The organism is Streptomyces sp. NPDC058464, assembly GCF_042721035.1.
Classification (GTDB): Bacteria; Actinomycetota; Actinomycetes; order Streptomycetales; family Streptomycetaceae; genus Streptomyces.
In genome coordinates this window covers 57,977-82,838 of record NZ_JBHXMA010000050.1, presented here as the reverse complement: position 1 = coordinate 82,838, position 24,862 = coordinate 57,977, and the positions used below count along the sequence as shown (strand labels likewise).

At 70.5% G+C, this 24,862-nt stretch carries 19 protein-coding genes and 1 other RNA gene; 6 read left to right on the top strand and 14 right to left on the bottom strand.

Features of this window, described 5'->3' with window-relative positions:
* Nucleotides 1-154 precede the first annotated feature (154 nt).
* Entirely contained in the window at nt 155-820 is a 666-nt protein-coding gene (locus tag ACFWPQ_RS43600; RefSeq protein ID WP_384048221.1) for a hypothetical protein, read from the bottom strand.
* Nucleotides 821-1,195: 375 nt separating this feature from the next.
* Between ACFWPQ_RS43600 and ACFWPQ_RS43595 the strand changes: the two genes are divergently transcribed.
* The 3 genes from ACFWPQ_RS43595 to ACFWPQ_RS43585 are packed head-to-tail and all read left to right on the top strand — an operon-like array spanning nt 1,196 to nt 6,947.
* Nucleotides 1,196-5,770 (top strand): RHS repeat-associated core domain-containing protein, encoded by a 4,575-nt coding sequence (locus tag ACFWPQ_RS43595; protein ID WP_384048218.1) that lies wholly within the window; start codon nt 1,196-1,198, stop codon nt 5,768-5,770.
* A gap of 7 nt (nt 5,771-5,777) precedes the next feature.
* Entirely contained in the window at nt 5,778-6,320 is a 543-nt protein-coding gene (locus tag ACFWPQ_RS43590) for a barstar family protein (RefSeq protein WP_384048215.1), read from the top strand.
* 45 nt (nt 6,321-6,365) lie between these two features.
* Nucleotides 6,366-6,947: a hypothetical protein gene (locus tag ACFWPQ_RS43585; protein ID WP_384048213.1), complete on the top strand. Its 582-nt coding sequence runs from the start codon at nt 6,366-6,368 to the stop codon at nt 6,945-6,947.
* 87 nt (nt 6,948-7,034) lie between these two features.
* On the opposite strand, the gene ACFWPQ_RS43580 is transcribed toward ACFWPQ_RS43585, so the two are convergent.
* The 4 genes from ACFWPQ_RS43580 to ACFWPQ_RS43565 all read right to left on the bottom strand — a co-directional run bounded on the left by ACFWPQ_RS43580 (nt 7,035) and on the right by ACFWPQ_RS43565 (nt 12,667).
* Nucleotides 7,035-8,231 carry an acyltransferase gene (locus ACFWPQ_RS43580; protein ID WP_384048210.1) on the bottom strand — a complete coding sequence of 399 codons (1,197 nt, stop codon included), beginning with the start codon at nt 8,229-8,231 and terminating at the stop codon, nt 7,035-7,037.
* On the bottom strand, nt 8,228-10,393 hold the full coding sequence (locus ACFWPQ_RS43575; protein WP_384048207.1) for a bifunctional polysaccharide deacetylase/glycosyltransferase family 2 protein: 2,166 nt from the start codon (nt 10,391-10,393) through the stop codon (nt 8,228-8,230). Before ACFWPQ_RS43575 ends, ACFWPQ_RS43580 begins: the two co-directional genes overlap by 4 nt.
* On the bottom strand, nt 10,393-11,502 hold the full coding sequence (locus ACFWPQ_RS43570; protein ID WP_384048204.1) for a hypothetical protein: 1,110 nt from the start codon (nt 11,500-11,502) through the stop codon (nt 10,393-10,395). Before ACFWPQ_RS43570 ends, ACFWPQ_RS43575 begins: the two co-directional genes overlap by 1 nt.
* A gap of 190 nt (nt 11,503-11,692) precedes the next feature.
* Entirely contained in the window at nt 11,693-12,667 is a 975-nt protein-coding gene (locus ACFWPQ_RS43565) for a LysR family transcriptional regulator (RefSeq protein ID WP_384048202.1), read from the bottom strand.
* Between the two features lie 266 nt (nt 12,668-12,933).
* On the opposite strand from ACFWPQ_RS43565, the gene ACFWPQ_RS43560 reads away from it, so the two are divergent.
* The gene (locus ACFWPQ_RS43560; RefSeq protein ID WP_384048200.1) at nt 12,934-14,106 is read left to right on the top strand and encodes a hypothetical protein; all 1,173 of its coding nucleotides are present in this window, start codon (nt 12,934-12,936) and stop codon (nt 14,104-14,106) included.
* A 128-nt stretch (nt 14,107-14,234) separates the two neighbouring features.
* Nucleotides 14,235-15,632: an MFS transporter gene (locus ACFWPQ_RS43555; protein WP_384048196.1), complete on the top strand. Its 1,398-nt coding sequence runs from the start codon at nt 14,235-14,237 to the stop codon at nt 15,630-15,632.
* On the opposite strand, the gene ACFWPQ_RS43550 is transcribed toward ACFWPQ_RS43555, so the two are convergent.
* From ACFWPQ_RS43550 to ftsE, 6 genes are all read right to left on the bottom strand, one after another.
* Nucleotides 15,604-16,374: a hypothetical protein gene (locus ACFWPQ_RS43550; protein WP_384048194.1), complete on the bottom strand. Its 771-nt coding sequence runs from the start codon at nt 16,372-16,374 to the stop codon at nt 15,604-15,606. The two genes, ACFWPQ_RS43555 and ACFWPQ_RS43550, sit on opposite strands and share 29 nt — an antisense overlap.
* 127 nt (nt 16,375-16,501) lie before the next feature.
* Nucleotides 16,502-16,888, bottom strand: a transfer-messenger RNA (tmRNA) gene (gene ssrA / locus ACFWPQ_RS43545).
* Between the two features lie 94 nt (nt 16,889-16,982).
* Nucleotides 16,983-17,525, bottom strand: coding sequence for an SsrA-binding protein SmpB (gene smpB / locus ACFWPQ_RS43540; protein WP_384048191.1), 543 nt, complete (start codon nt 17,523-17,525; stop codon nt 16,983-16,985).
* Between the two features lie 81 nt (nt 17,526-17,606).
* Nucleotides 17,607-18,776, bottom strand: a complete 1,170-nt coding sequence (locus ACFWPQ_RS43535; protein WP_384048188.1) for a S41 family peptidase — start codon at nt 18,774-18,776, stop codon at nt 17,607-17,609.
* A 68-nt stretch (nt 18,777-18,844) separates the two neighbouring features.
* On the bottom strand, nt 18,845-19,762 hold the full coding sequence (gene ftsX, locus ACFWPQ_RS43530) for a permease-like cell division protein FtsX (RefSeq protein ID WP_361288528.1): 918 nt from the start codon (nt 19,760-19,762) through the stop codon (nt 18,845-18,847).
* A 35-nt stretch (nt 19,763-19,797) separates the two neighbouring features.
* Nucleotides 19,798-20,487 carry a cell division ATP-binding protein FtsE gene (gene ftsE / locus ACFWPQ_RS43525; protein WP_059203505.1) on the bottom strand — a complete coding sequence of 230 codons (690 nt, stop codon included), beginning with the start codon at nt 20,485-20,487 and terminating at the stop codon, nt 19,798-19,800.
* 257 nt (nt 20,488-20,744) lie between these two features.
* Between ftsE and ACFWPQ_RS43520 the strand changes: the two genes are divergently transcribed.
* Nucleotides 20,745-20,939: a hypothetical protein gene (locus ACFWPQ_RS43520; protein ID WP_089106595.1), complete on the top strand. Its 195-nt coding sequence runs from the start codon at nt 20,745-20,747 to the stop codon at nt 20,937-20,939.
* 107 nt (nt 20,940-21,046) lie between these two features.
* On the opposite strand, the gene ACFWPQ_RS43515 is transcribed toward ACFWPQ_RS43520, so the two are convergent.
* The 3 genes from ACFWPQ_RS43515 to ACFWPQ_RS43505 all read right to left on the bottom strand — a co-directional run bounded on the left by ACFWPQ_RS43515 (nt 21,047) and on the right by ACFWPQ_RS43505 (nt 24,759).
* Nucleotides 21,047-21,673, bottom strand: coding sequence for a hypothetical protein (locus ACFWPQ_RS43515; RefSeq protein ID WP_384048184.1), 627 nt, complete (start codon nt 21,671-21,673; stop codon nt 21,047-21,049).
* Between the two features lie 301 nt (nt 21,674-21,974).
* Complete coding sequence (prfB, locus tag ACFWPQ_RS43510; RefSeq protein WP_384048181.1) at nt 21,975-23,081, bottom strand: peptide chain release factor 2; 1,107 nt, start codon at nt 23,079-23,081, stop codon at nt 21,975-21,977.
* Nucleotides 23,082-23,523: 442 nt separating this feature from the next.
* Nucleotides 23,524-24,759 (bottom strand): serine/threonine-protein kinase, encoded by a 1,236-nt coding sequence (locus ACFWPQ_RS43505; protein ID WP_384048178.1) that lies wholly within the window; start codon nt 24,757-24,759, stop codon nt 23,524-23,526.
* Between the last annotated feature and the right edge of the window lie 103 nt (nt 24,760-24,862).

Sequence of the window (24,862 nt, the reverse complement as noted above, 5' to 3'; positions counted from 1 at the left end):
GATGTATGGGAGTCTTTACCTGTGGTGTTTCCATGATCCTGCGTTTCGGTGGTCGCGGTACCGTCATCCCCTCGTCCACCGGCGTAAGCGGTCTGCGAGACGAAGACCGAAACCCAGGCGATTGAGAGGATCGCCGCACCTCTAGCCAACTTCCCTACGGCTGGCATGCCTTGTCCCCCCGATTCGACACAATGTCAGTGGTCTGCCAAACACCCTTGGAGTTCTTCGTGAGCTTGGTGTGATACAGCACGTAACTGTCTGCGGTTGTCGGCGTGTTCTTGACCTTGCCGGTCTTCTTGTTCTTCAGGAACGACTTGCTCTCGTCGGAACAGTAAGTGACGTATGCATCCTTGGCTCCGGACAGCGTCACCTTGCGGTCGAAGTACCGGGTCTTGCCAATCCACGTGTCGCCCTTGTCGATGTACCCCTGTACATAGGTGATCGCCGCACCAAGGGCCTTGTCCGCGTTATAGAAGGCGAGGGCCTTCGTGCTGGTGCTCCCCTGGAAGATCCCCTCATCCATGGAATTCACGCTCAGGGCACTGTCCGCAAGGACCGCATCCTTCGTGGCATCACCGGTCTTCTGATCCTCGAAAACATTCGAGGCGGAAGCGGGGAAGGTGATCTTCGGACGCCCCGAGGAGTCGGCCGCCGAAGCCGACGCACTCGGCGAAGCCGAAGTCGAAGCCCCCGTGTCCGCCCCCGCGATCTTGTCGTTCGAGTCGGACTTGTCTCCGTCTCCTCCGCCGCACCCGGCAAGCAGCAGTGCGGCCGTCACACCGGCGGTGGCTGTCGTGAGCAGGCGGGAACGGCGGGTCACGGTGGGCTCCTGGTGGGGCGGTTGGGGTCTGCGAAGCAGCGAATACGGTATCGGGGTCGATCCGGAATGCACCAGAGCGATTTGCTGCACCCGAGTCGCACGAAACGTGCACGGCACATCATAGTCGGGCAACTCAACGCCCCCGCCTCGGCTTTGGTGCCGTCCCGTGACATCGCCGCGACCCTCACTTGGCCTCCGCAAAGGGCTGCTGGCCGGGGCAGGCCCCCCTGGGGTGGAATGGTCCACACACTCTGAAGACACAGGTGACTCCAGCCGACCGAACACAGACCGGCCTTCACCTCAGACTCACGGGACCTGTAACTTCACGTGTGCACAGGTTTGTTGACGGGGCGTACGCGACGGGGGTTGCGGGACATGGCGGGGTATCGACCGGCGGACTGGCATCCACTCGACCTCGACCGGGACCCCACCCCCGGCGACCCGCAGCGCGTCCGCACCCTCGCCGCGCAGCTGCATGCCTTCGCCGACGACGTCTCCGACGCACTGCGTCTGGTCAAGGGCATGGCCGGCGAGGACACCCTCCTGCAGTGGGCGGGCAAGTCGGCGGAGGTGTTCAAGGAGCAGTTCAAGGACGTCCCGAAGAACCTGAAGAAGCTGAAGAAGTCCTACGAGCTGTGCGGCGACGCGCTCGCCGACTACTGGCCCAAGCTGGAGCGGGCGCAGTCGCTCGCGGACAAGGCCCTCGCCAAGGCGAAGGAGGCCCAGTCCGACCTGTCCTCCGCCAAGTCCCGTCTCTCCTCGGCCGATTCGTGGGTCACCCGCGCCGGCAAGGAAGCCGACAAGTACAAGGACGACCCCACCGGCAGCAAGTCCAGCGCCGACAAGCCCGATGAGGCCAAGGTCCGCGCCGCCACCCGGGACGTGCAGAGCGCCAAGTCCGCGCACACCAAGGCCCAGTCGGACGTCACCACCGCCCAGAGCGCCCTCGATGCCGCGAAGAAGATGGCCGAGGACGCGCGGAAGATGCGCGACGACGCGGCGGGTGAGGCGAAGCGGAAGATCGACGAGGCGTCCGATGCCGGGATTCCGAACCGGCACTGGTGGCAGGACGTGGGGCACTGGTTCGAGGACAACTGGGACACCATCGTCACGGTCTGCAAGGTCGTCGTCGCGGTCGTCGGGATCATCGCGATGATCATCGGCGGGCCGATCCTCGGCGCGATCGTGCTGGTCGCGGCGCTCGTGGTGCTCGCGGACACGCTCTACAAATACTCCCAAGGGCAAGCCTCGTTGTGGGATGTGGGGTTCGCGGCGCTGGACTGCATACCCGGTGGCAAGGGCATCACCAGCCTCGGCAAACTCGCCAAGGGCCTGAAGGAGATGAAGAACCTCCGCGGCGGCATGAAGGCCATGAGCCTCGCCGTCCGAGGGTTGGGGAAGAACGCACGGGGGATGCTGGCCGAGGGCGCCGAAGGGGCCTTCAACCGGCTCAAGAGCGTCGTGCGTTCCAAGGGCAGCGATCCCGTCGACATGGCCACGGGCGCGATGTACCTCGCGCAGAGCGACATCGAACTGCCCGGCCTGCTCCCCCTGGCCTTCACCCGCCGTGTCGCCTCCGACTACCGCTGTGGCTGGTGGTTCGGCCCGACCTGGGCCTCGACTCTCGACGAGCGCCTGGAAGTGGACGAGCGGGGCGTCGTCCATGTCACCGAGGACGGCCTGCTGCTCGCCTATCCCCACCCCACCGCACCCCACACCCCGGTCATGCCGGAGGCCGGCCCCCGCCGCCCGCTGACCCGCCACGACGACGGCGGTTATCGCATCATCGACCCCCTCACCGGCCACACCCGCCACTTCGCCTGCCCTGCCACCGACGGCACCGCCCTGCTCACCCGCATCACCGACCGCAACCTGCACACCATCGACTTCGACCACGACGAGCACGGCGTTCCCCTGGCCATCCGCCACTCCGGCGGCTACCACCTCAAGCTGACCGTAGACGAAGGCCGGGTCACCGCCCTCGCCCTGGCCGGCGCCGCCGACAGCACCGACGTCGTCGTCAAGCGCTACGTCTACACCGACGGCAACCTCACCGAGACCGTCAACTCCTCCGGCCTGCCACTGCGCTTCACCTACGACGACCGGCTGCGTGTCACCTCCTGGGAGGACACCAACCACAGCCGGTACCACTACACCTATGACGAGCGCGACCGCTGTCTCAGCGAGGGCGGCGAGGCCGGTCACATCTCGATCCGTCTCTCCTACGACGGCGTCGACTCCGCCTGGCCCGACTGCCGGGTCACCACCGTCACCACGGCGGCGGGCGCCGTCTCCCGCTTCGTCGTCGACGACCACTGCCTGGTCGTCGCCGAGACGGATCCGCTGGGCGGTACGGTCACCACCGCCTACGACGCCCACCAGCACGTCATCGAAACGACGGATCCGCTCGGGAACCGCACGTTCTTCGCGAACAACCAGGCGGGGCAGCCGATCGAGGTGACCCGGCCGGACGGTTCGGTCGTCCGGATCGCCTACGACGAGCTGCACCGCCCCACGACACTGGCCATGCCCGACGGCTCCACCTGGCTGTACAGCAACGACGAGCGAGGAAACGTCACCGCCGTCACCGATCCCACGGGCTCGACCACGTGTTTCCGCCGCGCCCGGGACGGCGGTGTGGTCGAGGCCCGGGACGCGGCCGGTCGGATCTCCACGTACACGAACAACCCGGCCGGCCTCCCGCTGGTGGTGACGGACGGTCTCGGCAACACGACCCGGTACGCGTACGACGCCTTCGGGCTGACCGTGGCGGTGACGGACCCACTCGGCCACGAGACCCGCCTGGCACGGAACGTCGAGGGCCTGCCCGTCCGCCGTACCGGCCCGGACGGCTCGCACGAGACCTGGGAGTACGACGGCGAAGGCAACTGTGTCCGCCATGTCGACGCCGCCGGCCAGGTGACCACCTTCGAGTACACGCACTTCGACCGGCTCAGCGCCCGTACCGGCCCGGGAGGTGAGCGTCTTGTCTTCGCGCACGACGCCGACCTCCGTCTCACGCAGGTGACAAACCCGCAGGGGCTGGTCTGGCACTACACCTACGACGCCGCCGGGCGGCTCCTCACCGAGTCCGATTTCGACGGCCGCACCACGCGCTACACCTACGACGCGGCCGGCCGCATGACCAGCAGGACCAACGCGTCGGGTCAGAGCATCCGTTACCGGCGGGACGCGCTGGGGCAGATCACGTCGAAGGACGTGGACGGCGCGACCACCGTCTTCGCGTATACGGCGAACGGCTCACTGACCGAGGCCGTCGGACCGGACAGCACACTGCGCGTGGAACTCGACGCGGCCGGCCGGCGGATCCGGGAGACCGTGGACGGCCGGACCATCGGCTTCGGCTACGACGCCGCGGGCAACCGCACCCAGCGCACCACTCCATCGGGCGCGCACACCGACTGGGCGTACGACGTCGCCGGGCGCGCCATGCGGCTGGCGGCCCACGGACACACCACCGGCCACGGGCACACCGTCGACTTCGTGCGTGACGCGGCGGACCGCGAAACCGACCGGCACTTCGACGGCGCATTCACTCTCACCCGTGCCTACGACAACCTCGACCGCCTGGTACTTCAGCGCGGCACGACCGCCGGAGACCGGCGGGTCACGGAGCGGTCCTACGCCTACCGCGCGGACGGTTACCTCACGGGCGTCCAGGATGCCCGCACCGGCGGTCGGCGCTTCGACCTCGACGCCCGGGGACGCGTCACGGCGGTCCACGCGACGGACTGGAACGAACGCTACGGCTACGACTTGGCCGGCAACCAGACGGAGGCCGAGTGGCCCGCGAGCCACCCAGGCCATGAGGCCACCGGGTCGCGGGAGTACACGGGAACCCGGCTGACCCGAGCCGGCGGTGTCCACTACGAGTACGACGCCCAGGGACGGGTGATCGTGCGCCGTAAGACCCGGCTCTCCCGCAAGCCCGACGTCTGGCGGTACGAGTGGAGCGCCGAGGATCTGCTCACCGCCGTCACCACACCCGACGGCAGCCGTTGGCGCTACACCTACGACCCCCTGGGCAGAAGAACCGCGAAGCTCCGTCTGGACGCCGACGGGGAGACCGTCCTGGAGCGGACCGTCTTCACCTGGGATGGCAACACACTCTGCGAACAGACCACCGAGCAGCGCCACACGGATGTACACACCACCCTGACCTGGAACCACGACGGGTTCACCCCGCTCAGCCAGAGCGAACGGGTCTGGGCTGCCACCGCCCCCCAGGACACCATCGACGAGCGCTTCTTCGCCATCGTCACCGATGTCGTCGGCACCCCGACTGAGCTGATCTCACCGGACGGGGAGATCCACTGGCACACGCGGACCACTCTGTGGGGAACCACCGCCTGGAACCAGGACGCGACCGCGTACACCCCGCTGCGCTTCCCGGGCCAGTACCACGACCCGGAGACCGGGCTCCACTACAACCACCACCGGCACTACGACCCCGAGACCGCCCGTTACGCCAGCCCCGACCCGCTCGGTCTGCTCCCCGCGCCGAACCCCGTCGCCTACGTCCACAACCCACACACCTGGTCCGACCCGCTGGGCCTCGCACCCCTGTGCCATCTGCACGGCGGCGACACCGGCAGTCCCGGTGGTCTGGGCGTCCTTCCCGGTCCCGCGCCGCAGAAGGCGGCGGACATGCTGGACAAGGTCAACGCCCGCCCCGGAGGAATCGGAAAGGTCGACGGCTACCATGGCAACGCGAACTGGGGTAACAACATGTCCGCTCTGCCCGGCGGCAAATACAAGGAATGGGACGTCAACGCGAAGGTCGACCTCCCCCACTGCAGCGCCCCGGGGTGCGGCAAGGAGATCAGAGGCCCCGAGCGCCTGCTGACCCCGAAGGACGGCCCCGGGCCCGCTTATTACACGCCGGACCACTACGGCACTTTCTACTACGTCGGCGAATTCACAGGGTGACCCAGCAATGACGACTTTCGACCTCACACACACCTCGGAACCCTGGGTCGTCGCTGTCCCCGAAGGTACGCCGGAGGTCCGGCGGCAGCTGTCGGAGCTGGCGGCGAACGGCGGCGTTGTCCACCACTTCAACGCCGGCGAGCTGACGACCGCGCAGGGCGTCTTCCGCACCTTCGCGGAAGTCCTGCGCTTCCCTGGCTACTTCGGACAGAACTGGGACGCACTGGTCGACTGTCTGGACGACCTGTGCGGGGAGGTCACCGGTGGAGTGGGGATCGTGGGGGTCATCCGTAACGCCGACATCCTGCTGGAGACGGAACACCTGCCGTTGTTCGTCTCGGTTCTCTGCCAGGGCGCCGACCGTGCCAACTCGGCTGTGGACCTCGACGGTGACCCCCTGGACCGCCCCGCCATCGCCGAACACTTCGTCCTTGAATTCGGCGAGTTCGACCGGGCACGGATCTCAGCCCGTATCGAGCAGCCCGACCTGACCGTCACCGTCGAGGACGGATTCGTCGGATTCGCCCTCGACCCCGACGAGTGGCACTGACATCCCTCCGCCGCTTGGACCAGCCCGGAAGGCGGAACGGCACACATGTCTGCTGAATCGGCTGGGGCGGTGGCCGACCGCGCCCTCCTGGAACGAGTGGACGCCCTCGTCACCGGCGGATACATCGACGCCGAGCGGGCCGAGGAGACCGCGGCCGCGGTGCCCGCGGCACGGCAGCGTGTCCTCGACTGGCTTCGGATCACGTCCACCGAAGGGGACTGGCGGCGCTTCGAGCGACTCGCGGGGCTGGCCCTGCACCTGCACCCCGAAGGGCTCGGGCCGATCCTGGCGACGGTGCTGGCCGCGCGGCCCGCGGGTCCCGCAGGTGTGAACACGGAGGACCTGGTCGACCTGCTCGGAGAGCTGCGCGCCCCGGAGGGAGTCGCAGCGGTCGCCGCCCTGGTACGGGAACGGAAGTCGACCGACGGTCCTTACTTCACCTTCTGCGTCAAGGCCCTCCAGACGCTGGGCGAGATCGGCACCCCCGAAGCCGTCGGCTTCCTGCGCGGCATCGCCACCGGCGATCCGACGGCCTGGCCGGACCCCCTGCGCTGGCACGCCGCGGAGGAACTGGGAATCGAGGACAAGCTCGGCTTCGACGAGGACCGGATGCTGGGCGGATCGTGACCGAAGAGCATCCGCCGGGTGGGGAGACGAACGCTGGGACGAGAACGCAGTCTTCGTCGCGATGGCGCGGGGGGGGGCCGCTGCTTCTCAGGCCGCCCGTCGGCGAGCCCGGCCCCGGCGAGCCCCGTTCGGCCACAGCCGCGCCCGGCGCCCCGCCGCCACGTCCTCCACCCACCCGAACGCCACCACCGCCACCGCGATCAGCGGCCACACCACCACGAACATCCAGAAGCCGTACGTCGAATCCAGCAGCCCCGACGCCCGGTCCGACTCCATGAACGGCAGGTTGTACGCCCGGTCGATGATCGGGACCGTTGCCATGATCAGCAGGTTGTGCCAGAGGTAGATGGTCACCGCGCGGTTGTTGGAGAGGGTGATCCAGCTGTCCCAGCGGCGTAGGCCGCCTGGTAGCTCCCGCCAGGACGGGGAGTACTGGAGCAGCAGCACGACCGCCCCGAACGACCAGCACGCCTGCGCCAGCGGGATGTCGTTCAGGTCCCAGCCGTCGGGGCCCTGGTGGCCCGACGCCCACCACAGGCCCACCGCCATCACCAGGCAGGACAGCGAGACCGCCGCGTAACGCGGGACGCGTGCCAGTGCGCCCTCGTGGTGGGCGAAGCCCAGGATCCAGCAGCCGCCGTACACAGCGAAGTCCGTCACCGCGTTGCCCGTTTCGCCGGGGATCCTCACCAACCCCGTGGCCAGCACGGCCGTCAGCGCCAGGGGGGCGAGAGTCGTCGGCAGGGGCCATCTGCGGAATGCCCGCAACAGCAAGGGCGAAAGGAGCACGAACCACAGGTACGCCCGCAGGTACCAGAGCGGGCCCGCCGCCTGTTCCGCCCAGGTGTCGTCCAGCAGGCCCGACGCCGAGCCGAGGTGTTCGGGGTACGGCGGGGCGCCGATCGGGAGGACGTAGAAGGCGAGTCGGGACCAGCCGCTCCAACCACCGCCCACGTCCGGGTCCTTCAGCGGATGCCAGCCCGCCGTCAGCATCATCGTCAGCAGGACCGCGCCGAACAGCCAGAGGGGTGGGAGGAGACGGCGGAGCCGGGACCGGATCACGCTCCCCGCGGGGCGGTTCAGGCTGCGGGCCATCAGGGAGCCCGCCAGCGCGAACATCACGCCCATGGAGGGGAAGAGGACGGTGAGCCACGGCCAGCCGAAGAGGTGGTAGATCACCACGCGGAGCAGGGCCAGGGAGCGGAGGAGGTCCAGGTAGCGGTCCCGCCCGCCACCGGTTCCGGTCCTGCCCGGTGCGACCGGGGTCGCCTCTGCCTGTGTCATGCCGCCTGCCTCTCCTCGGCCGTGCCCGGCGCCGCCCCCACCACTCCCGTGCGCCGCAGCTTCTGCCAGCGCAGGCGGCCGCCGGTCAACGCCGTGATCCAGGACTGGAGGAGTACGACGTACATGAGCTGGCGGTAGAGGATCTGCTGGAGCGGGAGCGAGACGAGGTGGGTCATGCGTTCGCGGTCGAGGTGGAAGGCGTAGGCCGCGCAGGCCGCCTGGACCGCCAGGACCCCCAGCCAGGCGCCGATCGTCTTCTGCGTCGGGCCGAAGACGATGCCGTAGAGGAGGAACGCGTCGATCAGCGGGGCGAGGAGCGGGGCCACCACCATGAACAACGACACCAGGGGGAGGCCCACTCTGCCGAAGCGGCCGGACGGGCCGCGGTCCAGGAGCGCGCCCCGGTGTTTCCAGATCGCCTGCATCGTGCCGTACGACCAGCGGTAGCGCTGGGACCAGAGCTGGGAGACCGACTCCGGGGCCTCCGTCCAGGCCCGGGCCCGTTCCGCGTAGACCACCCGCCAGCCGTCGCGGTGGATCGCCATCGTGATGTCGGTGTCCTCGGCGAGGGTGTCGTCGCTCATGCCGCCGACCCGTTCGAGGGCGGTACGGCGGAAGGCCCCGACCGCGCCGGGGATCGTCGGCATGCAGCCCAGCACGTCGTACATCCGGCGGTCCAGGTTGAAGCCCATCACGTACTCGATGTGCTGCCAGGCGCCGATCAGCGAATCCCGGTTGCCCACCTTGGCGTTGCCGGCGACCGCGCCGACGGCCGGGTCGCCGAACGGCTGGACCAGCTCCCGTACCGTGGCCGGTTCGAAGACCGTGTCGCCGTCCATCATCACGACGATGTCGTGACGGGCGTTGCGCAGGCCCCGGTTGAGGGCGGCCGGCTTGCCCGCGTTCTCCTGGCGGACCACCCGGACGCCCGGCAGGTCCAGGTTCTCCACGATCCGTGCCGTGCCGTCCGTCGAACCGTCGTCCACGACGACGATCTCGACGGGGTGTTCGCTCGCGGTCAGCGAACGGACCGTGTTCTCTATGCACTTGGCCTCGTTGTACGCGGGGACGAGGACCGAGACCGGTTCGGTCACCGGGCGGCGGCCCCAGCGGAAGCCCTTGCGGCGGACCCTGCGGGTGTGCAGGAACGACAGGCAGAGCATCAGGGCGAACCGGGCCAGCACCGACGCGCCGATCACCGCCAGGCCGACCACCAGCACGTCCGTGATGCCGTCCGCCGCCTGGACCAGCAGAATCCAGGCCCTGCCCTGCCAGAGGTCGGGGCCGGTGACCGGGGTGTGGGCGCTCGGCGCGCGCAGGGCCTCGGTGAGATTGTCGAAGCGGTAGCCACGCTTTTCCAGCTGGGGCAGGAGCCTGTCCAGGGCCTGGACGGTCTGGTGGCGGTCGCCGCCCGAGTCGTGCATCAGGACGATCGCGCCCTTGCCGCCGGCCGGGGTGGCGTTGCGGATGATCCGGTCGACGCCCGGCTTGCGCCAGTCCTCGCTGTCCCTGTCGTTGACGACGGTGATGTAGCCGCGACTGCCGATGTACTCGGTCACCGGCCAGGAGAGGTCGTCCATCGCGTCGGCGAAGGAGGAGTACGGCGGCCGGAAGAGGGACGTACGGATGCCGGCCGCGCCGGTGATCGCCAGCTGGGTCTGGGACAGCTCCCAGTCGATGCGCCTCTTCGACTGGTACGACAGGTCGGGGTGGCTGAAGGTGTGCACGCCCACCTCGTGGCCCTCGGCCACCATGCGCCGGACCAGCTGGGGATGGCGGGACGTCATGGTGCCGGTCACGAAGAAGACGGCGTGCGCGCGGTGCTTCTTCAGGACGTCCAGGACCTTCGGGGTCCAGGTCGGGTCGGGACCGTCGTCGAAGGTGAGGACCAGGTGGTGGTCCGGGATGCGGAGCGACGTCGTACGGCCGCCCCGGGTGTCGATGACCGGGCCGCCGTCCAGGATCTTCTCCGGGACCCTGTCGGAGGCGGCCTCGGGGCGGATGCGGTGGTCGGCGAGGATCTCGCTGTGCACGTAGCCGCGCAGCATCAGCATCGCCATCAGGGCGGCGAGGAGGAGGACGGGCAGCGTCAGGCGCATCGACAGGCGGCGGCGCCGGGAGGCGTCGGCGGCGGTCCCGCGGCGCCGGGTGCGCGAGGCCATCAGAGGACGGTGGCGGGGGCGAGGGCGTCGCCGGTCGTGGCGGTGCGCGGGGCCGCGCCCTCCGCGACCGGGCCGCCGGTCGGGGCGGCCGACTCGCTGGGCGAGGCCGGGGGCGGCGACGAGGCGGGTGAGGAGGGCGCGTCCGAGGAAGGTGTCGCCGCGGACGGCGAGGAGGACGCGGAAGACGACCCCGGCTTCGGCGAGGAGCCCGTCACCCCGGCGGACGACGACGGCCGCGCGGACGCCGACGCACTCGGCCGGGCGGTCCCCTTTCCGGCACCGGGCACCCGGGAGGAGGTGCTGGCCGACGGGGTCGTACCGCCGCTCACGACCGGGCCGGCCACCGAGGCGCCGCCGCCGTCCGAGGACCGCGGCGACCTCGCGGGCCGCGGCGAGTCGTCGACCTTGCCGGCCGGCTTGTCGGCGTTCTGCCCGGGCACCGGCAGCCAGGGCGCGTCGGAGCTTCCGGACAGCAGGGTGACGACGATGACGACCGCGTAGACCGCACAGACGAGGCCGACGGCCATCCCGAACCTGCGGAACCGGCGGCTGCGGCGCCCCGACGCGTCGACGAAGACGGGCACGGGGCCGGCGCCGGGTCCGGAGACGAGGCCGGGGCCGGGGACTTCGGAGGCACCGGAAGTGCCGGATGCGGCGGGTGCGGCGGATGTGCCGGATGCGCCGGAAACGCCATGCGCATCGGAGGCTTGGGACCTGCCGGGGCGTATCAGCCGGGTCCGCCCCAGCGGCTGTATTCGTACGGCACCGACGTCGTTCTGGACGGTCACCTCGTCGGGGTCGTGGACGGACCCCGGGGCCGGGCCGCGCAGGAACACCGGGATCGGCGGCTCGACGACGGCCCACGGGTCCCGTAAGGAGCCGGCCCGCAACACCTCGGTCCGGCCGGTCTCCCCGGTCGCCCCGGCGGACCCACTCGCTCCGGTCGCCCCGGCCGCTTCCCCGCCACGGCCGTCGCCACCGCCACCGCCGTCGCCACCGCCGTCGCCACGGCCGTCGCCACGGCCGTCGCCACCGCCGTCGCCGGCCGTCTCCGCCCCGTCGTCCCCCGTCACCGGCACATCCCTGGCATCCAGGGCCGCCTCCGGCATTTCGGGCTGGGCTTCTTCTCGCCAATTTTTCACGCGCTTGGATCCCCCCACGGGACTGTTCCGGGCGCGCTGACGAACCCGAGCACACGTCAACGGAACGGGCCCCCACCCGCTCCGAGCGCCCCCTTGTTACTCTCCGCGCCCGGGCCCATGAAGCTAGCGCACGGGGAAGACCCACGTTCCCGATGTGTCATTTGTGGTCGTCCATCACCTCTTGATCACTGGCCGGAATCCATCCGTCGGCCGGCCACTGAAGCCAGCCTTCCGCCCGCCCGATCTCGGCGGCGGCCCGGCGCAGCGCGTCGAGTCCCGGATGGACCAGCCCCTTTCGCCACACGAGCGACACGGGCGACAGCGGGACCGGGTCGACCAGGGGCCGCGACACGCTTCCAGGTATGGCCGGAAATCCCACTACCGCGAGGACGGGATACCGGTCCTTGGCCATGACCCGCTGGAACTCCTCCTCCCCGACGGCCAGCGGCAGCGGCGGCGCGACCGCGACACCTCGCCCCTCGAAGAGCTGAAAGGCCAGGTCAGTCCATTCCAGGGTGCGCTCGTTCCCGGCGCCGGCGTACACCGTCTCGCCCGCCAGCGCGGCCAGCGGTACCGCCTCCAGGGCCGCGAGCCGGTGTTCGGAGGGGAGAATTACGGCCATGGGTTCGAATCGAACGGGCTGGTGTTCGAGCCCGGAGCGCAGCGCCGGATCCAGTCCCGCGAACCGCCCGAAGGACGCGTCGAGCCGTCCCGCGAGGATTTCCGCCGCCGCTCCGGTGAGCCCGCTCTCGTAGCGGGCCATCAGCTCGCAGTCGGGGGCGAGTTCGCGGGCCCGGTGCAGGACACCGCGGGCGGTCTCCAGGCCCGGGGAGTTGAGGTCCACCAGCAGCGGCCGGGCCTGCCCGAACGCGGCGAGCAGGGCGTCCTGGGCGGCCAGTACCCGGCGGGCGTACGGCAGCAGCCGGGTGCCGTCGGCGGTGAGGCCGACCCGCCGGGTGCTGCGGAGGAACAGCTCGGCGCCCAACTCCCGCTCCAGTCGCCGCACATCACGGCTGAGGGCCTGCTGGGCGACGTACAGCCGGGCGGCGGCGCGGGTGAAGTGCAGTTCCTCGGCGACGACGACGAAGACGCGCAGGAGCCGGGGGTCGATGTGGGCGGGAGAAGCGGCCATCGGGCGAATTTACCGGTACCGCACCGGGCACCCGGCCGATGCCCGGGCGGGCAGTCGGCGATGCGCCGGCAGGGACATCACCGGTGCCTCATCAGGCACTGTTACCGGCAACGTGGCAGGAAACGGCAACTGGACGAACCAGCAAGCAAGTTGACAACAACGAGACAGCTCGACGCGGCCTGGATCCGGGTCCGGCGCCAGTACCATCGGCGCCCTGGCGCCGCCGGACGCGTTCGCCACCGCTCTCCTGGAAGGACGCGACCACAGTGCCGTCTCCACTGCCCCGGCGGCCGAAGGGGCCCTCCGCCATCGCCGCGGCGTCCGTCTCCCGCACCGCGCCGGGCCCCGGCCCCGGCCCCGAGGACGACTCCGCCTCCCAGCAGCAACCCGGCCCCACCACGCCGCCCATGTCCGCGACGGCGGCCGCGTTCGCGGCGGAGAGCGCGGTCACCCCTCAGCCCACGGCCGTCACGGCCAACCCCCCGCGCGTCGGCAGCGAGCACACGGAGAGCGAGAGCGAGCGGAGCCGGAAGGTCGTCGGCACGCCGCCGGACCGTGGGGGCGACCGCAGGGCGGAGGCCACCGCCGGAGCGGGGACCGACACCGCTCCGCGGCGCCCGGCCGGTGGCACCACCCGGCGCCGGTTGCCCCGGGCGGTGCTCCTGGCCGGGGCGTCCGTGGTCATGGCCGCGCTGATCTGCGGTGCCTTCCTCATCGGCCGCGCCGGCGACGACGGCACACGGTCGTCGGACTCGGCGTCCGGCGCCATGCCGGGCACCGCGGGGGACGGCGGCTCGTACGACAGCACGCCGCGCCTGCTCGGCCCGCCCCCACCGTCCATGTCGCGGTCCGCCTCGCCGTCCGCGTCACCGTCACCGCCGGCGGACGCCACCCACGCGCCGTCGGGGCCGTCGGCCACGAAAGCCGCCAAGGGCGGCTCCGCCACCCACCCGACGACCGCGCCGTCCGTCGCTGCCGCCGCGGCGGCGGACGGCGGCCGGACCGAGGCAAAGTCGGGCGGCAGCGACGAGGGCTCTTCCTCCTGCACCTCCGCCGCGGGCTCGGGCGCCCTCACCGACTACTCCGTCTGCGTGTCGTCCGGGACGGTCACCTTCCAGGTCACCTTCCACACCAAACAGTCCTACTACCACGTCTTCTTCAACACCGACGGCAACACCGCGACCGGTTACCAGCTCCCCTATCCGTCGCCCTCTGCCCTCGGAGCCGACTACATGATCGAGAACGGCGGCCTCTACCGGAGCCGGTCGACCGACTGGGGCTGGACCGAAACAGCGACCCGCCCGAACCGGACGGTCGACGGCTCGACACAGACCTGGACCCTGCCCCTGCGCGGGATCGGCTCACCGACCGGCACCCAACGGGTCGAATTCAACGCCGGATCCGACTACACCCCGGTGATCGCCTTCAGCCCGAAGTAGCCCGAGCAACCCGAGCAACCCGAACGGCCCGAACGGCCCGGGCCTCACCGGACTCACAACAGCAGTGCGTGAATCGGCGCCGAGCAGGTGTTGGACCCCTTGATCGGCCCGGGGCGACGGTGGTGTCCATGCCGCAACCGACCGAACCCGCTGCGCCGAGCATGCACACCGTCACCGCCGACTCCCTCGTCACCGTCGACTTCAGCCCCCGCTTCCACCGCCGCGCCGACCACCCCTCCGGCCCTCGCGAGACCCCTCACCCCCGCTCCCGCTCCCGTCGCCGCCCGCCCGGCCCCTACCGCCGCCTCTTCGCCCGCCCCGGCACCCGGGCCTTCACCGCCGGGAACCTGCTGGCCCGGCTCCCCATGGGCATGTTCAGCGTCAGCTCGGTCGTGATGATCGCCGGGTCGCGCGGCTCGTACGCCCTCGCCGGTGCCGTCACCGCGACCGGCCTCGCCGCGACCGGTCTTGCCGGGCCCTGGATCGCACGGCTCGTCGACCGGTACGGGCAGGCCCGGGTCGCCGTGCCCGCGACCGTCACCGCCGTGCTCGGCAGCCTCGCCCTGCTGCTCTGCGTCCGCTACGGCGCCCCGGACTGGACCCTGTTCGCCGCCTACGCGGCCACCGCCACCACCCCCAACCTCGGCGGCATGTCCCGGGCCCGCTGGGCGCACCTGCTGCGCGACGACCCTGGCGCCCTGCACACCGCGAACTCCTTCGAACAGGCCGCCGACGAGCTGTGCTTCATGCTCGGCCCGGTCCTCGCCTCCTTCCTGACCGGCACGTTCTTCCCGGAGGCCGGCACGCTGGCCGGCGCGGTGCTGCTGCTCACCGGCGCGCTGCTGTTCGCCGCCCAGCGGGCCACCGAGCCGCCGCCCCGGGCCGGTACGGGCACCGCACGTACGCCGCTGCGCATCGGTCCCCTGCTGGCCTGCTTCGTGGCGACCGGTGCGGTGTTCGGCTCGATGGAGGTCGTCACCATCGCCTACGCCGACGCCCAGGGCCACCGCTCGGCGGCCGGTGCCGTGCTCGCCCTCCAAGCGGCCGGTTCCTGCGCGGCGGGCCTGCTGTACGGGGCGCTCCGGCCGACCGGACCGGCCGAACGCAGGCTCCCGTTCTGCCTGTTGTCGATGGCGGCGCTGATGTCCCTCCCGCTGCTCGCCGCGCGCGCGTTCGACAGCCTCTGGGCCCTCGCCCCCGCTCTGCTCGCGGCGGGCATGGCGACCGCGCCGACCATGGTGACCGCGATGACCCTGGTCCAGGACCGTGCCCCGGCGGACCGCCTCAACGAGGGGATGAGCCTGGTCGTCACCGCCCTGCTGACCGGCATCGCCTGCGGCTCCGCGCTCGGCGGCTGGGCGGCCGAGCACGTCTCCCCGACGGTCGCGTTCACCGCACCGCTCGCCGCGGCCACCGCGGCGTTCCTGATCGGCACCGCCGGCCGAATCGAGGCTGTGCCCCGGTGCGCGCACCCCTCCCCCAAGGATTCCTCGTCGGCTACCGGGACCGGTCCCCTTGCCAGGTGATCGACGTCAGTGTGCTCAGGCCGCCGTGTGCCACGCCCCGGTAGGTCACTCTCCGGGCGGGGCCGGACTCGTGGGCGACTCGTCTCGCCAGTTCCGCGCCCTCGTGGAACAGCCGCTGCCACTCGTCCTCGTACGTGGCCTCGTCCCGGTCCCGCAGATACCGGTTCAGGGTGGTGTCGACGGCCCTCGCCCAGGTGTACAGCTCGGCGACCAGGTCGTCGGACAGGGCCAGTCCGGCGGCGGGGTCGTCGGGGAAGAAGTCCCCGAAGCCGTCGGCGCGCAGCGGACCGTACCGGTACTCGGCCTCGACCGTGAGGTCGAGCGGATGCGGCGGGGTGCCGTGTTCGTCGGGCTCCCCGTGCAGGCGGTCGCAGCCCCAGCACAGCCACGTCGCCGTCCGGTGCCGCTCGTCGCGGTAGCGCACCGACCACGCCGGCCCGAGCCGTCCGGCGAGGCGCCGGGCGGTCTCCAGCCCCCGTGCGGCGTGTCTGCGCAGGGCGGGGCGGGAGGCGAAACCCTCCGGCGGGCGGGACAGCGACCAGGAGCGCAGCTCGTCCGCCAGATCCGCCGGGAGGGCCAGCCGGTCGTCGTCCAGCGCGATCGCGCGGGTGAAGGCGCCGAGGGCGCCGAGGTCGTCGTGGGCCGCAGGGTCCTCCGGGCCCTCCGGGTCCTCCGGCTCGTACAGGGGAGACGGCTCGCCGCGTGCCTGCACGAGCAGGGTCCATGGTTCTTCGGACGTCATGCGGTGTTCGCTCCGATCACGTATCCGTCCGTTGCCGGTCCTCCCGGCATGACAAAGGCCCCGGTGCTCTGTTTCCAGAGCGCCAGGGCCTGTGCCCACATGGGATTGAGGAGCTGGGCTCCCCTGATCGTGGAGATGGCGGGAATCGAACCCGCGTCCAACGGTGCAAAAACAGGGCTTCTCCGTGTGCAGTTCGCTGTGATTTTCTCGGCCCCGGCGATCACGCGAACAAGTCGCCGACGGGCCCAGTCACTGTTTGATTTCCCACCGAACCCCGTGACCGGGCTCGATGGTTTAGTCCCCTAGATTATGCCAGGGTCCGGGTCGGGAACACCCCCGGGCTGACACCCGTTAGGGCCTTCACTCACTGCTTATTAGGCAGCGAGGGCGAAGGCGCGGGAATCGCTCTTGGAATTGGCGATTATTGGTTGCGACATATGGTTTACGAGATCATTGCCGCTTCCTCGACACGCTTCCCCTGCTTCGACATCCGCTGTCGAAACCGATCATCCCCATGTTGATTTTTCAATGCCCACACCAGGGCTTCCCCTGCTGTTGGCCCCATCGTACGTGACCAACGTACGCCCGTGCCACCGCATTCCCGTCGGCTACACGCCCCGCTGCTTGCGCTTGGCCGAGGCGATCGCGCGGTCCGACTCCCGGCGGTCCTGCTTCTCGCGCAGGGTCTGCCGCTTGTCGTACTCCTTCTTGCCGCGCGCCAGGGCGATCTCCGCCTTCGCGCGGCCGTCCTTGAAGTAGATGGCGAGGGGCACGATCGTGTGGCCCGTCTCCTGGGTCTTGGCCTCCAGCTTGTCGATCTCCTCCCGGTGCAGCAGCAGCTTGCGCTTGCGGCGCACCGCGTGGTTGGTCCAGGTGCCCTGGTGGTACTCGGGGATGTGGGCGTTGTGCAGCCACGCCTCGTTCCCGTCGATCTGCACGAAGCCGTCGGTCAGCGAGGTGCGGCCCTGACGCAGCGACTTCACCTCGGTGCCGGACAGCACGATGCCGGCCTCGTAGGTGTCGATGATCGCGTAGTCGTGCCGCGCCTTCTTGTTCTGCGCGACGATCTTGCGCTTGCCGCCCTTCTCGCCGTCCCGGGCTTTGGCGGCCGTCCCCTGCTGCTTCTGCTGGGACTCTTTCGGTACGTACATTCCCTTGGCCATAGTGCTGTCCATTTTCGCACTACGGAGGGGGTGCGGGGGAAGCGGTTAACGGGCTTCCCGCGACGTTTCCTACGACGGATCGCCGAGGCCGCTCAGGACCGTCTCCGCCCGTTCCAGTGCCCCGGCGGACACCTCCAGGTCGGGGGTGATGCCCCGGCCGTCCACGGCGTGACCGGAGGGGGTGCGGTAGTGGCCGACGGTGAGCTCGGCGACCGAGTCGTCGGGGAGGCGGGTCGGCATCTGGATGGAGCCCTTGCCGAAGGTGCGGGAGCCGAGGACGACCGCGCGGCCACGGTCCTGGAGGGCGCCGGTGAGCATCTCGGCCGCACTCATCGTGCCGCCGTCCACGAGCGCGACCAGGGGCCTCGCGGTGTCGCCGCCGGGCTCGGCGTGCAGGGAGCGCTCGTCGCCGTCGACGTCGTAGGTGGCGACCAGGCCGCCGTCGAGGAAGGCGGAGGCGGCGGTGACGGCCTCGCTGACCAGTCCGCCGGAGTTGCCGCGCAGATCGAGGATGATCCCGGCGTCGGCGGGAGCCTGCCGGACGGCGGTGCGCACGAGCTCCCCGGAGCCCTTGGTGAAGGCGGAGATCCTGATGACGGTGATGCCGGCGGCCAGCTTGCGGACGGTCACCGAGTCCGTCGACAGCAGCGCCCGGCGCAGGGTCTCGCTCCACGCGCGCGTGCCGCGTTCGAGGCCGAGGGTGACGGTCGTACCGGCGCGGGCGTCGGTGGCGTCACCGCGCAGTAATGAGACGACGTCGGTGACGGGCCGCCCGTCGACGTCCTCGCCGTCGATGCTGCGCAGCCGGTCGCCCTTCCTGATCCCCGCCTCGGCCGCGGGCGACCCGGCCTGCACCTTGGTCACGTCGATCCGCCCGTCCGCGGTCCGCCGGGCCCACAGCCCCACGCCCGTGTACTGGCCGTCGAGCGCTTCCTCGAACTCCTGGTACTCGCCCTCGGAGTAGACCGCCGCCCACCGGTCGCCGCTGCGGCTGACAGCCCGCTCGGCGGCCTCCATGGGGGACTTGCCGTCGGCCATCGCCTCGGCGGCGGCCTTCGCGACGTCCTCGTGCCCGGTGGCCGGACGGGCGGCTCCGGTGGGTGTCTTCCGGTCGGACTGGCCGGGGTCGGGAAACGCCCCGGTGGCCGCCCCGGTCACCAACAGCCCTGCGAAAACCAACGTCAGAGCCGCCCCCCGGCGAACCCGGCGGGGCTGACAGAACAGCTCTCGGCCTGACATGCCGGTGAGTCTAGGACAAGGCAAGAGGGCCGCACGGGCGGTTGCCCGTACGGCCCTCTTGGCATGCGTCACACCTTCAGGTACTTGCGCAGCGCGAAGAACGCGGCAAGCGCGGGCATCAGAAGGCTCGTTGCGAGGATGAGCGGGAGCTTGGTCAACACCGCGTCCCAGCCGATGAAGTTGATCAAATTCAGCTTGTGGGACAGGTCCAGGCCGTGGTCGATGATGAAGTACCGGGCGATCACCAGGAATCCGCAGGCGACCGTGCCGCCGATCAGGCCGGCGACGGCGGCCTCCGCGATGAACGGGGCCTGGATGTAGAAGCCGGAGGCGCCGACCAGCCGCATGATGCCGGTCTCGCGCCGACGGCTGAACGCGGAGACGCGCACCGTGTTGACGATCAGCATCAGCGCGACCACCAGCATCAGGGCCATAACCATGCGGGCCGCCCAGTTCATGCCGTTGAGCAGGCCGAAGAGGTTGTCGAGGATGCCCTTCTGGTCCTGGACCGACTGGACCCCGTCACGGCCGTCGAAGGCCGTCGCGACGACCTGGTACTTCTCCGGGTCCTTGAGCTTGATCCGGTACGACTCCTGCATCTGGTCCGGCGTGAGGGAGTCGGCCAGCGGCGAGTCGCCGAACTGCTCCTTGTAGTGCTTGTACGCCTGGTCCTGCGACTCGTAGGTCACCTTCTCGACCACCGACATCTTGCCGAGGTCGGCCTGGATCTGCTTCTTCTGGTCGTCGGTGACGGCGCCCTTGGCACAGTTCGGGTCGGACTCGGCGTCGCTCTTGTTGCAGAGGAAGATCGAGACGTTGACCTTGTCGTACCAGTAGCCCTTCATGGTGTTGACCTGGTCGCTCATCAGGAGCGAGCCGCCGAAGAGCGCCAGGGACAGGGCGACCGAGACGACGACCGCGAAGGTCATCGTCAGATTGCGGCGGAGACCGACTCCGATCTCCGACATTACGAACGAGGCGCGCATGGCGTCGGGTTATGCCTTTCCGTGGACGGTCGCGGTCAGTGCTGGTAGCCGTAGACGCCGCGGGCCTGGTCGCGGACGAGACGGCCCTTCTCCAGCTCGATGACGCGCTTGCGCATCTGGTCCACGATGTTCTGGTCGTGGGTGGCCATCACCACGGTGGTGCCGGTGCGGTTGATGCGGTCGAGGAGCTTCATGATGCCGACCGAGGTCTGCGGGTCGAGGTTGCCCGTGGGCTCGTCCGCGATCAGCAGCTTGGGCCGGTTCACGAAGGCGCGCGCGATGGCCACGCGCTGCTGCTCACCACCGGAGAGCTCACCGGGCCTGCGGTCCTCCTTGCCGCCGAGCCCGACGAGGTCGAGCACCTGGGGCACGGACTTGCGGATCTCGCCCTTGGACTTGCCGATGACCTCCTGGGCGAAGGCCACGTTCTCGGCGACCGTCTTGTTGGGGAGCAGGCGGAAGTCCTGGAAGACCGTCCCGAGCTGGCGGCGCATCTGCGGCACCTTCCAGTTGGAGAGACGGGCGAGGTCCTTGCCGAGGACGTGCACCTGGCCGTGGCTGCACCGCTCCTCGCGGAGGATCAGCCGCAGGAAGGTGGACTTTCCGGAGCCGGAGGATCCCACGAGGAAGACGAACTCACCCTTCTCCACTTCCAGGGAGACATCCCTGAGTGCGGGGTGGGTCTGCTTGGGGTAGACCTTGGAGACATTGTCGAATCGGATCACGGATGCACCACGGGTCGCCGGGGGTAGATGAGCGTGACCATACGCGAGTCGGGCGAGGAAGCGCAGGCGCCGGTCACGGTTGGGTGAGGCTTGTGCGGTTTTGTTCCGGGGCAGTCTCTCCCGGGTGCCCCGGAGTGGCCGGGCGAGCTCCACGGACGGCCGCGCCCTTTCCGGGGGAACCTGGCACAGTGGGAGGGGAACGTTCTCGTTCCGCAGAGCGTTGTGTAGGCGATGGCCGGTGCAAGGAGGGCGAGCGCATGACGTACGACCGGTTGGTGTGCGCGAACTGCGCGGCGCCCGTGAGCGAAGGCCGGTGCCCCGTGTGCCGTGCCAACCGCGAGCGTCTTCAGCAGGAGAGTTTCCTCGGTGGTCTGAACCCGATGGCGCTGATCGGGCTGCTGGCGGTACTGATCGCCGCGGTGGCGCTGCTGGCGGCGCACCAGACCGCGTAACGAAGCTCACACCCGAAGCCCGCCGAGAGCGACCGAAGGGCCCCGAGCTACTGCTCGGGGCCCTTCGCCGTACGGTGCGCATGCGCTCCGTGAGCGACTGGCTACCGTCAGGCGGCAGCGCCGCCGCGGCCGCTCATGAGGCGCGGCAGGATACGGAAACCGATACCGCCGGCGATCATCGTGGCGGCGCCGACGATGAGGAAGGTCGTCTGCGCGGCACCGGTCTCGGCGAGCTGGTCGCCGCCGCCCTGGGCCTCGGTGTTCGACGAGCCGGTGTCGGTGAGGGCGGAGGTGCCCTCCTCCTGCGCGGAGGTGCCCGAGTTGCCGTCGGTGCCGGTGTTGTTGCCGCCGCCGCTGTCACCGGTGCCCGTGCCGCTGCCGTCGGTCGGGTTGTCGGTGGTCGGCTCGTCCGTCGGCTCGGTGGGCTCGTCGGTCGGCTGGGTGGGCTCATCCGTGGGCTCACTCGGCTCGGACGGCTGCGAGCTGGTCGGCGGCTCGCTGGAGGGCGGTTCCTCCGTCGGCGAGGCCGGGCCGGTCGGGATCTCCGTGGCGCTGTCGGTCGGGGCGGGCGAGTCATCGCCGTCGAGGTCGGCGTTCACGCTCACGCCGGTCTCGTCGGCCTCGACGCCGATGGACAGGGCGGAGGCCGCGCCCGCCGCGGTCAGCGAGGCGCCGGCGGCGATCACGAGGCCGGCGGTTATCCGCGCGACCCGGATCCGCGTCTTCTTGGTCATCTGGTTGCTACCCCCAGTAGCTGAACGTCAGGATGGCGGCGCTGGGGCCGTGATCGACGGGGAAGGCTACGGATGCGCAAGCCCCCCGGTTCACATGCGCCCCAGAGATACGCATGCCACCCTTCACCCTTCCCATTTTTCAAAGCAACGTCAAGGCCGTTGCGGGCGCGATGTCCAGTTGCGCACCCAATGCCGGGGCTTGAAGCATGTGAGTGTGACGTAAAACCCAGACAAACGAGAACTGCCGCCACGGGGGCGGCAGTTCCAGGTCGACGGACTCACCGTCGGCGAGTCGACAAAGTTACTTCTCCTGCTGCTTGCGCCAGCGAATTCCGGCCTCCAGGAACCCGTCGATCTCGCCGTTGAACACGGCCTCGGGGTTGCCCACTTCGTACTCGGTCCGCAGGTCCTTGACCATCTGGTACGGGTGCAGGACGTACGACCGCATCTGGTTGCCCCAGGAGTTGCCGCCGTCGCCCTTGAGGGCGTCCATCCTGGCCTGCTCCTCCTGCCGGCGCCGCTCCAGGAGCTTGGCCTGCAGCACGTTCATGGCGGTGGCCTTGTTCTGGATCTGCGACCGCTCGTTCTGGCAGGAGACGACGATGCCGGTGGGGAGGTGGGTCAGCCGCACCGCCGAGTCGGTGGTGTTCACGCCCTGGCCGCCGGGCCCGGAGGACCGGTACACGTCGACCCGCAGCTCGGACTCGTCGATCTCGATGTGGTCGGTCTGCTCGACCACGGGGAGCACCTCGACCCCGGCGAAGGAGGTCTGCCGGCGCCCCTGGTTGTCGTACGGCGAGATCCGCACCAACCGGTGCGTGCCCTGCTCCACGGAGAGGGTCCCGTAGGCGTACGGCACCTGCACGGCGAAGGTGGTCGACTTGATGCCGGCCTCTTCCGCGTACGACGTCTCGATGAGCTCGGTCTTGTAGCCCTTCTGCTCCGCCCACCGCAGGTACATGCGCTGCAGCTTCTCGGCGAAGTCGGCGGCGTCGACGCCACCGGCCTCGGCGCGGATGTTCACCAGCGCTTCCCGGGAGTCGTACTCCCCGCTGAGCAGCGTCCGGACCTCCATCTCGTCCAGCGCCTTCCTGACGGCGGCGAGCTCGGACTCGGCCTCGGCGCGGGTGTCCGGGTCGTCCTCCTCGTCCGCCATCTCGAAGAGCACGGCGAGATCGTCGATCCGCCCGCGCAGCCCCTCGGCCTTCCTGACCTCGGCCTGCAGGTGGCTCAGCTTGCTGGTGATCTTCTGCGCCTCGTCCGGGTTGTCCCACAGGGACGGCGCGGCCGCCTGCTCCTCGAGCACGGCGATGTCTGCCCTCAGCTTGTCGAGGTCCAGAACGGCCTCGATCGACTCCATGGTCGAGGAGAGGGACTTGAGCTCTTCGGATACATCGACGACTGCCACGCCTCCAGCGTAACGGCTCCGCCAAGCGAGGATGGCCGACGGACATCGCCCACGCGCTCCGCTCCGCGTAGGGGGGCCGAGCAAGGAGGACGCCAAGCCTCCCCATCGGGGTCCGGGGCGAAGCCCTGTGGCAGGGGCCGCGCCGGCTACCGAGCAGGGCGGACGCCAAACCCCGCGGCCTGCCCCCTACCGAGCCGGACATACGCCCCCTGGCCTGCCGACCACCGAGCCGGGGGATGCCCTCGCCTGGCCTGCCGACCACCAAGCCGGGTGGATGCCAAACGCCCTTGCCGGGGTCCGGGGCGGAGCCCCGTGGCGGTGGGGCTTTGGCCTACCGAGCCGGGCGGACGCCAACCCCCCTGCCGAGGTCCGGGGCGGAGCCCCGGGGCGGTGGGGCTTTGGCGTACCGCGTCGGGTGGGTGGGCGAGGGGCGATGGGGCGGTCACGGCGTCGACGTGCTGTGGGTCTCCTGCGGCGGAGCCGCATCGTCGCCGGACGTCGCCAGCCACGCCCCGACGCCCACCACCGCGGCCACCACCACCCCCGCCACCGCGAACGTCACCTTGCGTCGCCGAGCCGCCACGCGATGCCGCGCCGACCCCGGCCGCGGCGCCCCCGACGCCCTCGGCACCCGCGCCGTGCCCCGGGCGCCGCCCGCCAGCTCGTCGGGGCCCGGCACCCGCATCGACGTGTGCGTGTCCCGGTTGGAGTCCGGCTTCGCGCCCGGCACCAGGGAGACGGCCCCCCGGCGCCGTACCCGCTGCTCCTCCGTGGCCGGAGCGGCTGCGGCCGCCGACTCCTCGGCCTCCTCCGACTCCTCCGTCTCCGGCTCGTCGACGTCCAGCGGCGGCATCCCCGCCAGCATCGGCAGCTGCTCCCGCAGCCGCGCGGCCAGCTCGGACGCCCGCAGCCGCGAGGCCGGCGCCTTCGCCAGGCACTGCACGAGCAGCTGCCAGAGCTCCTCGGGGATGCCGGGGAGGGGGACCACGGTCTCGGTGACGTGGCGGCGCAGGACCGCGCCCGGGTGGCCGCCGCCGAAGGGGGTGAAGCCCGCGAGGAGCTCGTACAGCACCGTCGCGAGCGCGTAGATGTCCACCGAGGCGCGGGGCGGCAGGCCCTCGACGATCTCCGGGGCCAGGTAGTCCGGCGTACCGATGATCTTCGTGGCGCGGGTCCGCTTCGGGGAGTCGATGAGCTTCGCGACGCCGAAGTCCGTCAGCAGGGCGGGGTGGGAGCCGCCGGGGCCCAGCGGACCCTGCATGTCCAGAAGGACGTTCTCCGGCTTCACGTCCCGGTGGACGACCCCCGCCGCGTGCGCCGCCGCCAGCCCGTCCGCGACGTCCGCGACGATCGCGACGGCCGCCTCGGGCGCGAGCCGCCGCTCCCGGTCCAGCCGGGTGCGCAGATCCGTGCCGCGGACCAGGTCCATGACGAGCGCGAGGTCGTTGCCGTCGACGACGAGGTCACGGACGGACACCACGTGCGGGTGCTCCAGGCCCAGCAGTGCCGTGCGCTCCTGCACGAACCGGCCCACCAGCTCCTCGTCGGACGCGAGATCCTCGCGCAGCAGCTTGATGGCGACGGGCCCCTCCGGCCCCTCGCCCAGCCACACCGTGCCGGCGCTGCCCCGCCCCAGGATCTGGTTGGCGGTGTACCGGCTGCCGATCTTCCGTGCCAAGACTGCTCCTACAGACGCGTGTTGCCGACAAAAGTACGCGTCCGACGAGCCAACCTTCACCACGGAGGCGGAAATCACCCGCCAGGTGTCGACAAATCCCCAG

What these genes read in the sequence shown, in the direction of transcription:
- ACFWPQ_RS43595 (WP_384048218.1), top strand. Translation starts at nt 1,196, where the DNA reads ATGGCGGGGTATCGACCGGCGGACTGGCATCCACTCGACCTCGACCGG.
- ACFWPQ_RS43590 (WP_384048215.1), top strand. Translation starts at nt 5,778, where the DNA reads ATGACGACTTTCGACCTCACACACACCTCGGAACCCTGGGTCGTCGCT.
- ACFWPQ_RS43585 (WP_384048213.1), top strand. Translation starts at nt 6,366, where the DNA reads ATGTCTGCTGAATCGGCTGGGGCGGTGGCCGACCGCGCCCTCCTGGAA.
- ACFWPQ_RS43580 (WP_384048210.1), bottom strand. Translation starts at nt 8,231, where the DNA reads ATGACACAGGCAGAGGCGACCCCGGTCGCACCGGGCAGGACCGGAACC.
- ACFWPQ_RS43575 (WP_384048207.1), bottom strand. Translation starts at nt 10,393, where the DNA reads ATGGCCTCGCGCACCCGGCGCCGCGGGACCGCCGCCGACGCCTCCCGG.
- ACFWPQ_RS43570 (WP_384048204.1), bottom strand. Translation starts at nt 11,502, where the DNA reads ATGCCGGAGGCGGCCCTGGATGCCAGGGATGTGCCGGTGACGGGGGAC.
- ACFWPQ_RS43565 (WP_384048202.1), bottom strand. Translation starts at nt 12,667, where the DNA reads ATGGCCGCTTCTCCCGCCCACATCGACCCCCGGCTCCTGCGCGTCTTC.
- ACFWPQ_RS43555 (WP_384048196.1), top strand. Translation starts at nt 14,235, where the DNA reads ATGCCGCAACCGACCGAACCCGCTGCGCCGAGCATGCACACCGTCACC.
- ACFWPQ_RS43550 (WP_384048194.1), bottom strand. Translation starts at nt 16,374, where the DNA reads ATGACGTCCGAAGAACCATGGACCCTGCTCGTGCAGGCACGCGGCGAG.
- smpB (WP_384048191.1), bottom strand. Translation starts at nt 17,525, where the DNA reads ATGTACGTACCGAAAGAGTCCCAGCAGAAGCAGCAGGGGACGGCCGCC.
- ACFWPQ_RS43535 (WP_384048188.1), bottom strand. Translation starts at nt 18,776, where the DNA reads ATGTCAGGCCGAGAGCTGTTCTGTCAGCCCCGCCGGGTTCGCCGGGGG.
- ftsX (WP_361288528.1), bottom strand. Translation starts at nt 19,762, where the DNA reads ATGCGCGCCTCGTTCGTAATGTCGGAGATCGGAGTCGGTCTCCGCCGC.
- ACFWPQ_RS43520 (WP_089106595.1), top strand. Translation starts at nt 20,745, where the DNA reads ATGACGTACGACCGGTTGGTGTGCGCGAACTGCGCGGCGCCCGTGAGC.
- ACFWPQ_RS43515 (WP_384048184.1), bottom strand. Translation starts at nt 21,673, where the DNA reads ATGACCAAGAAGACGCGGATCCGGGTCGCGCGGATAACCGCCGGCCTC.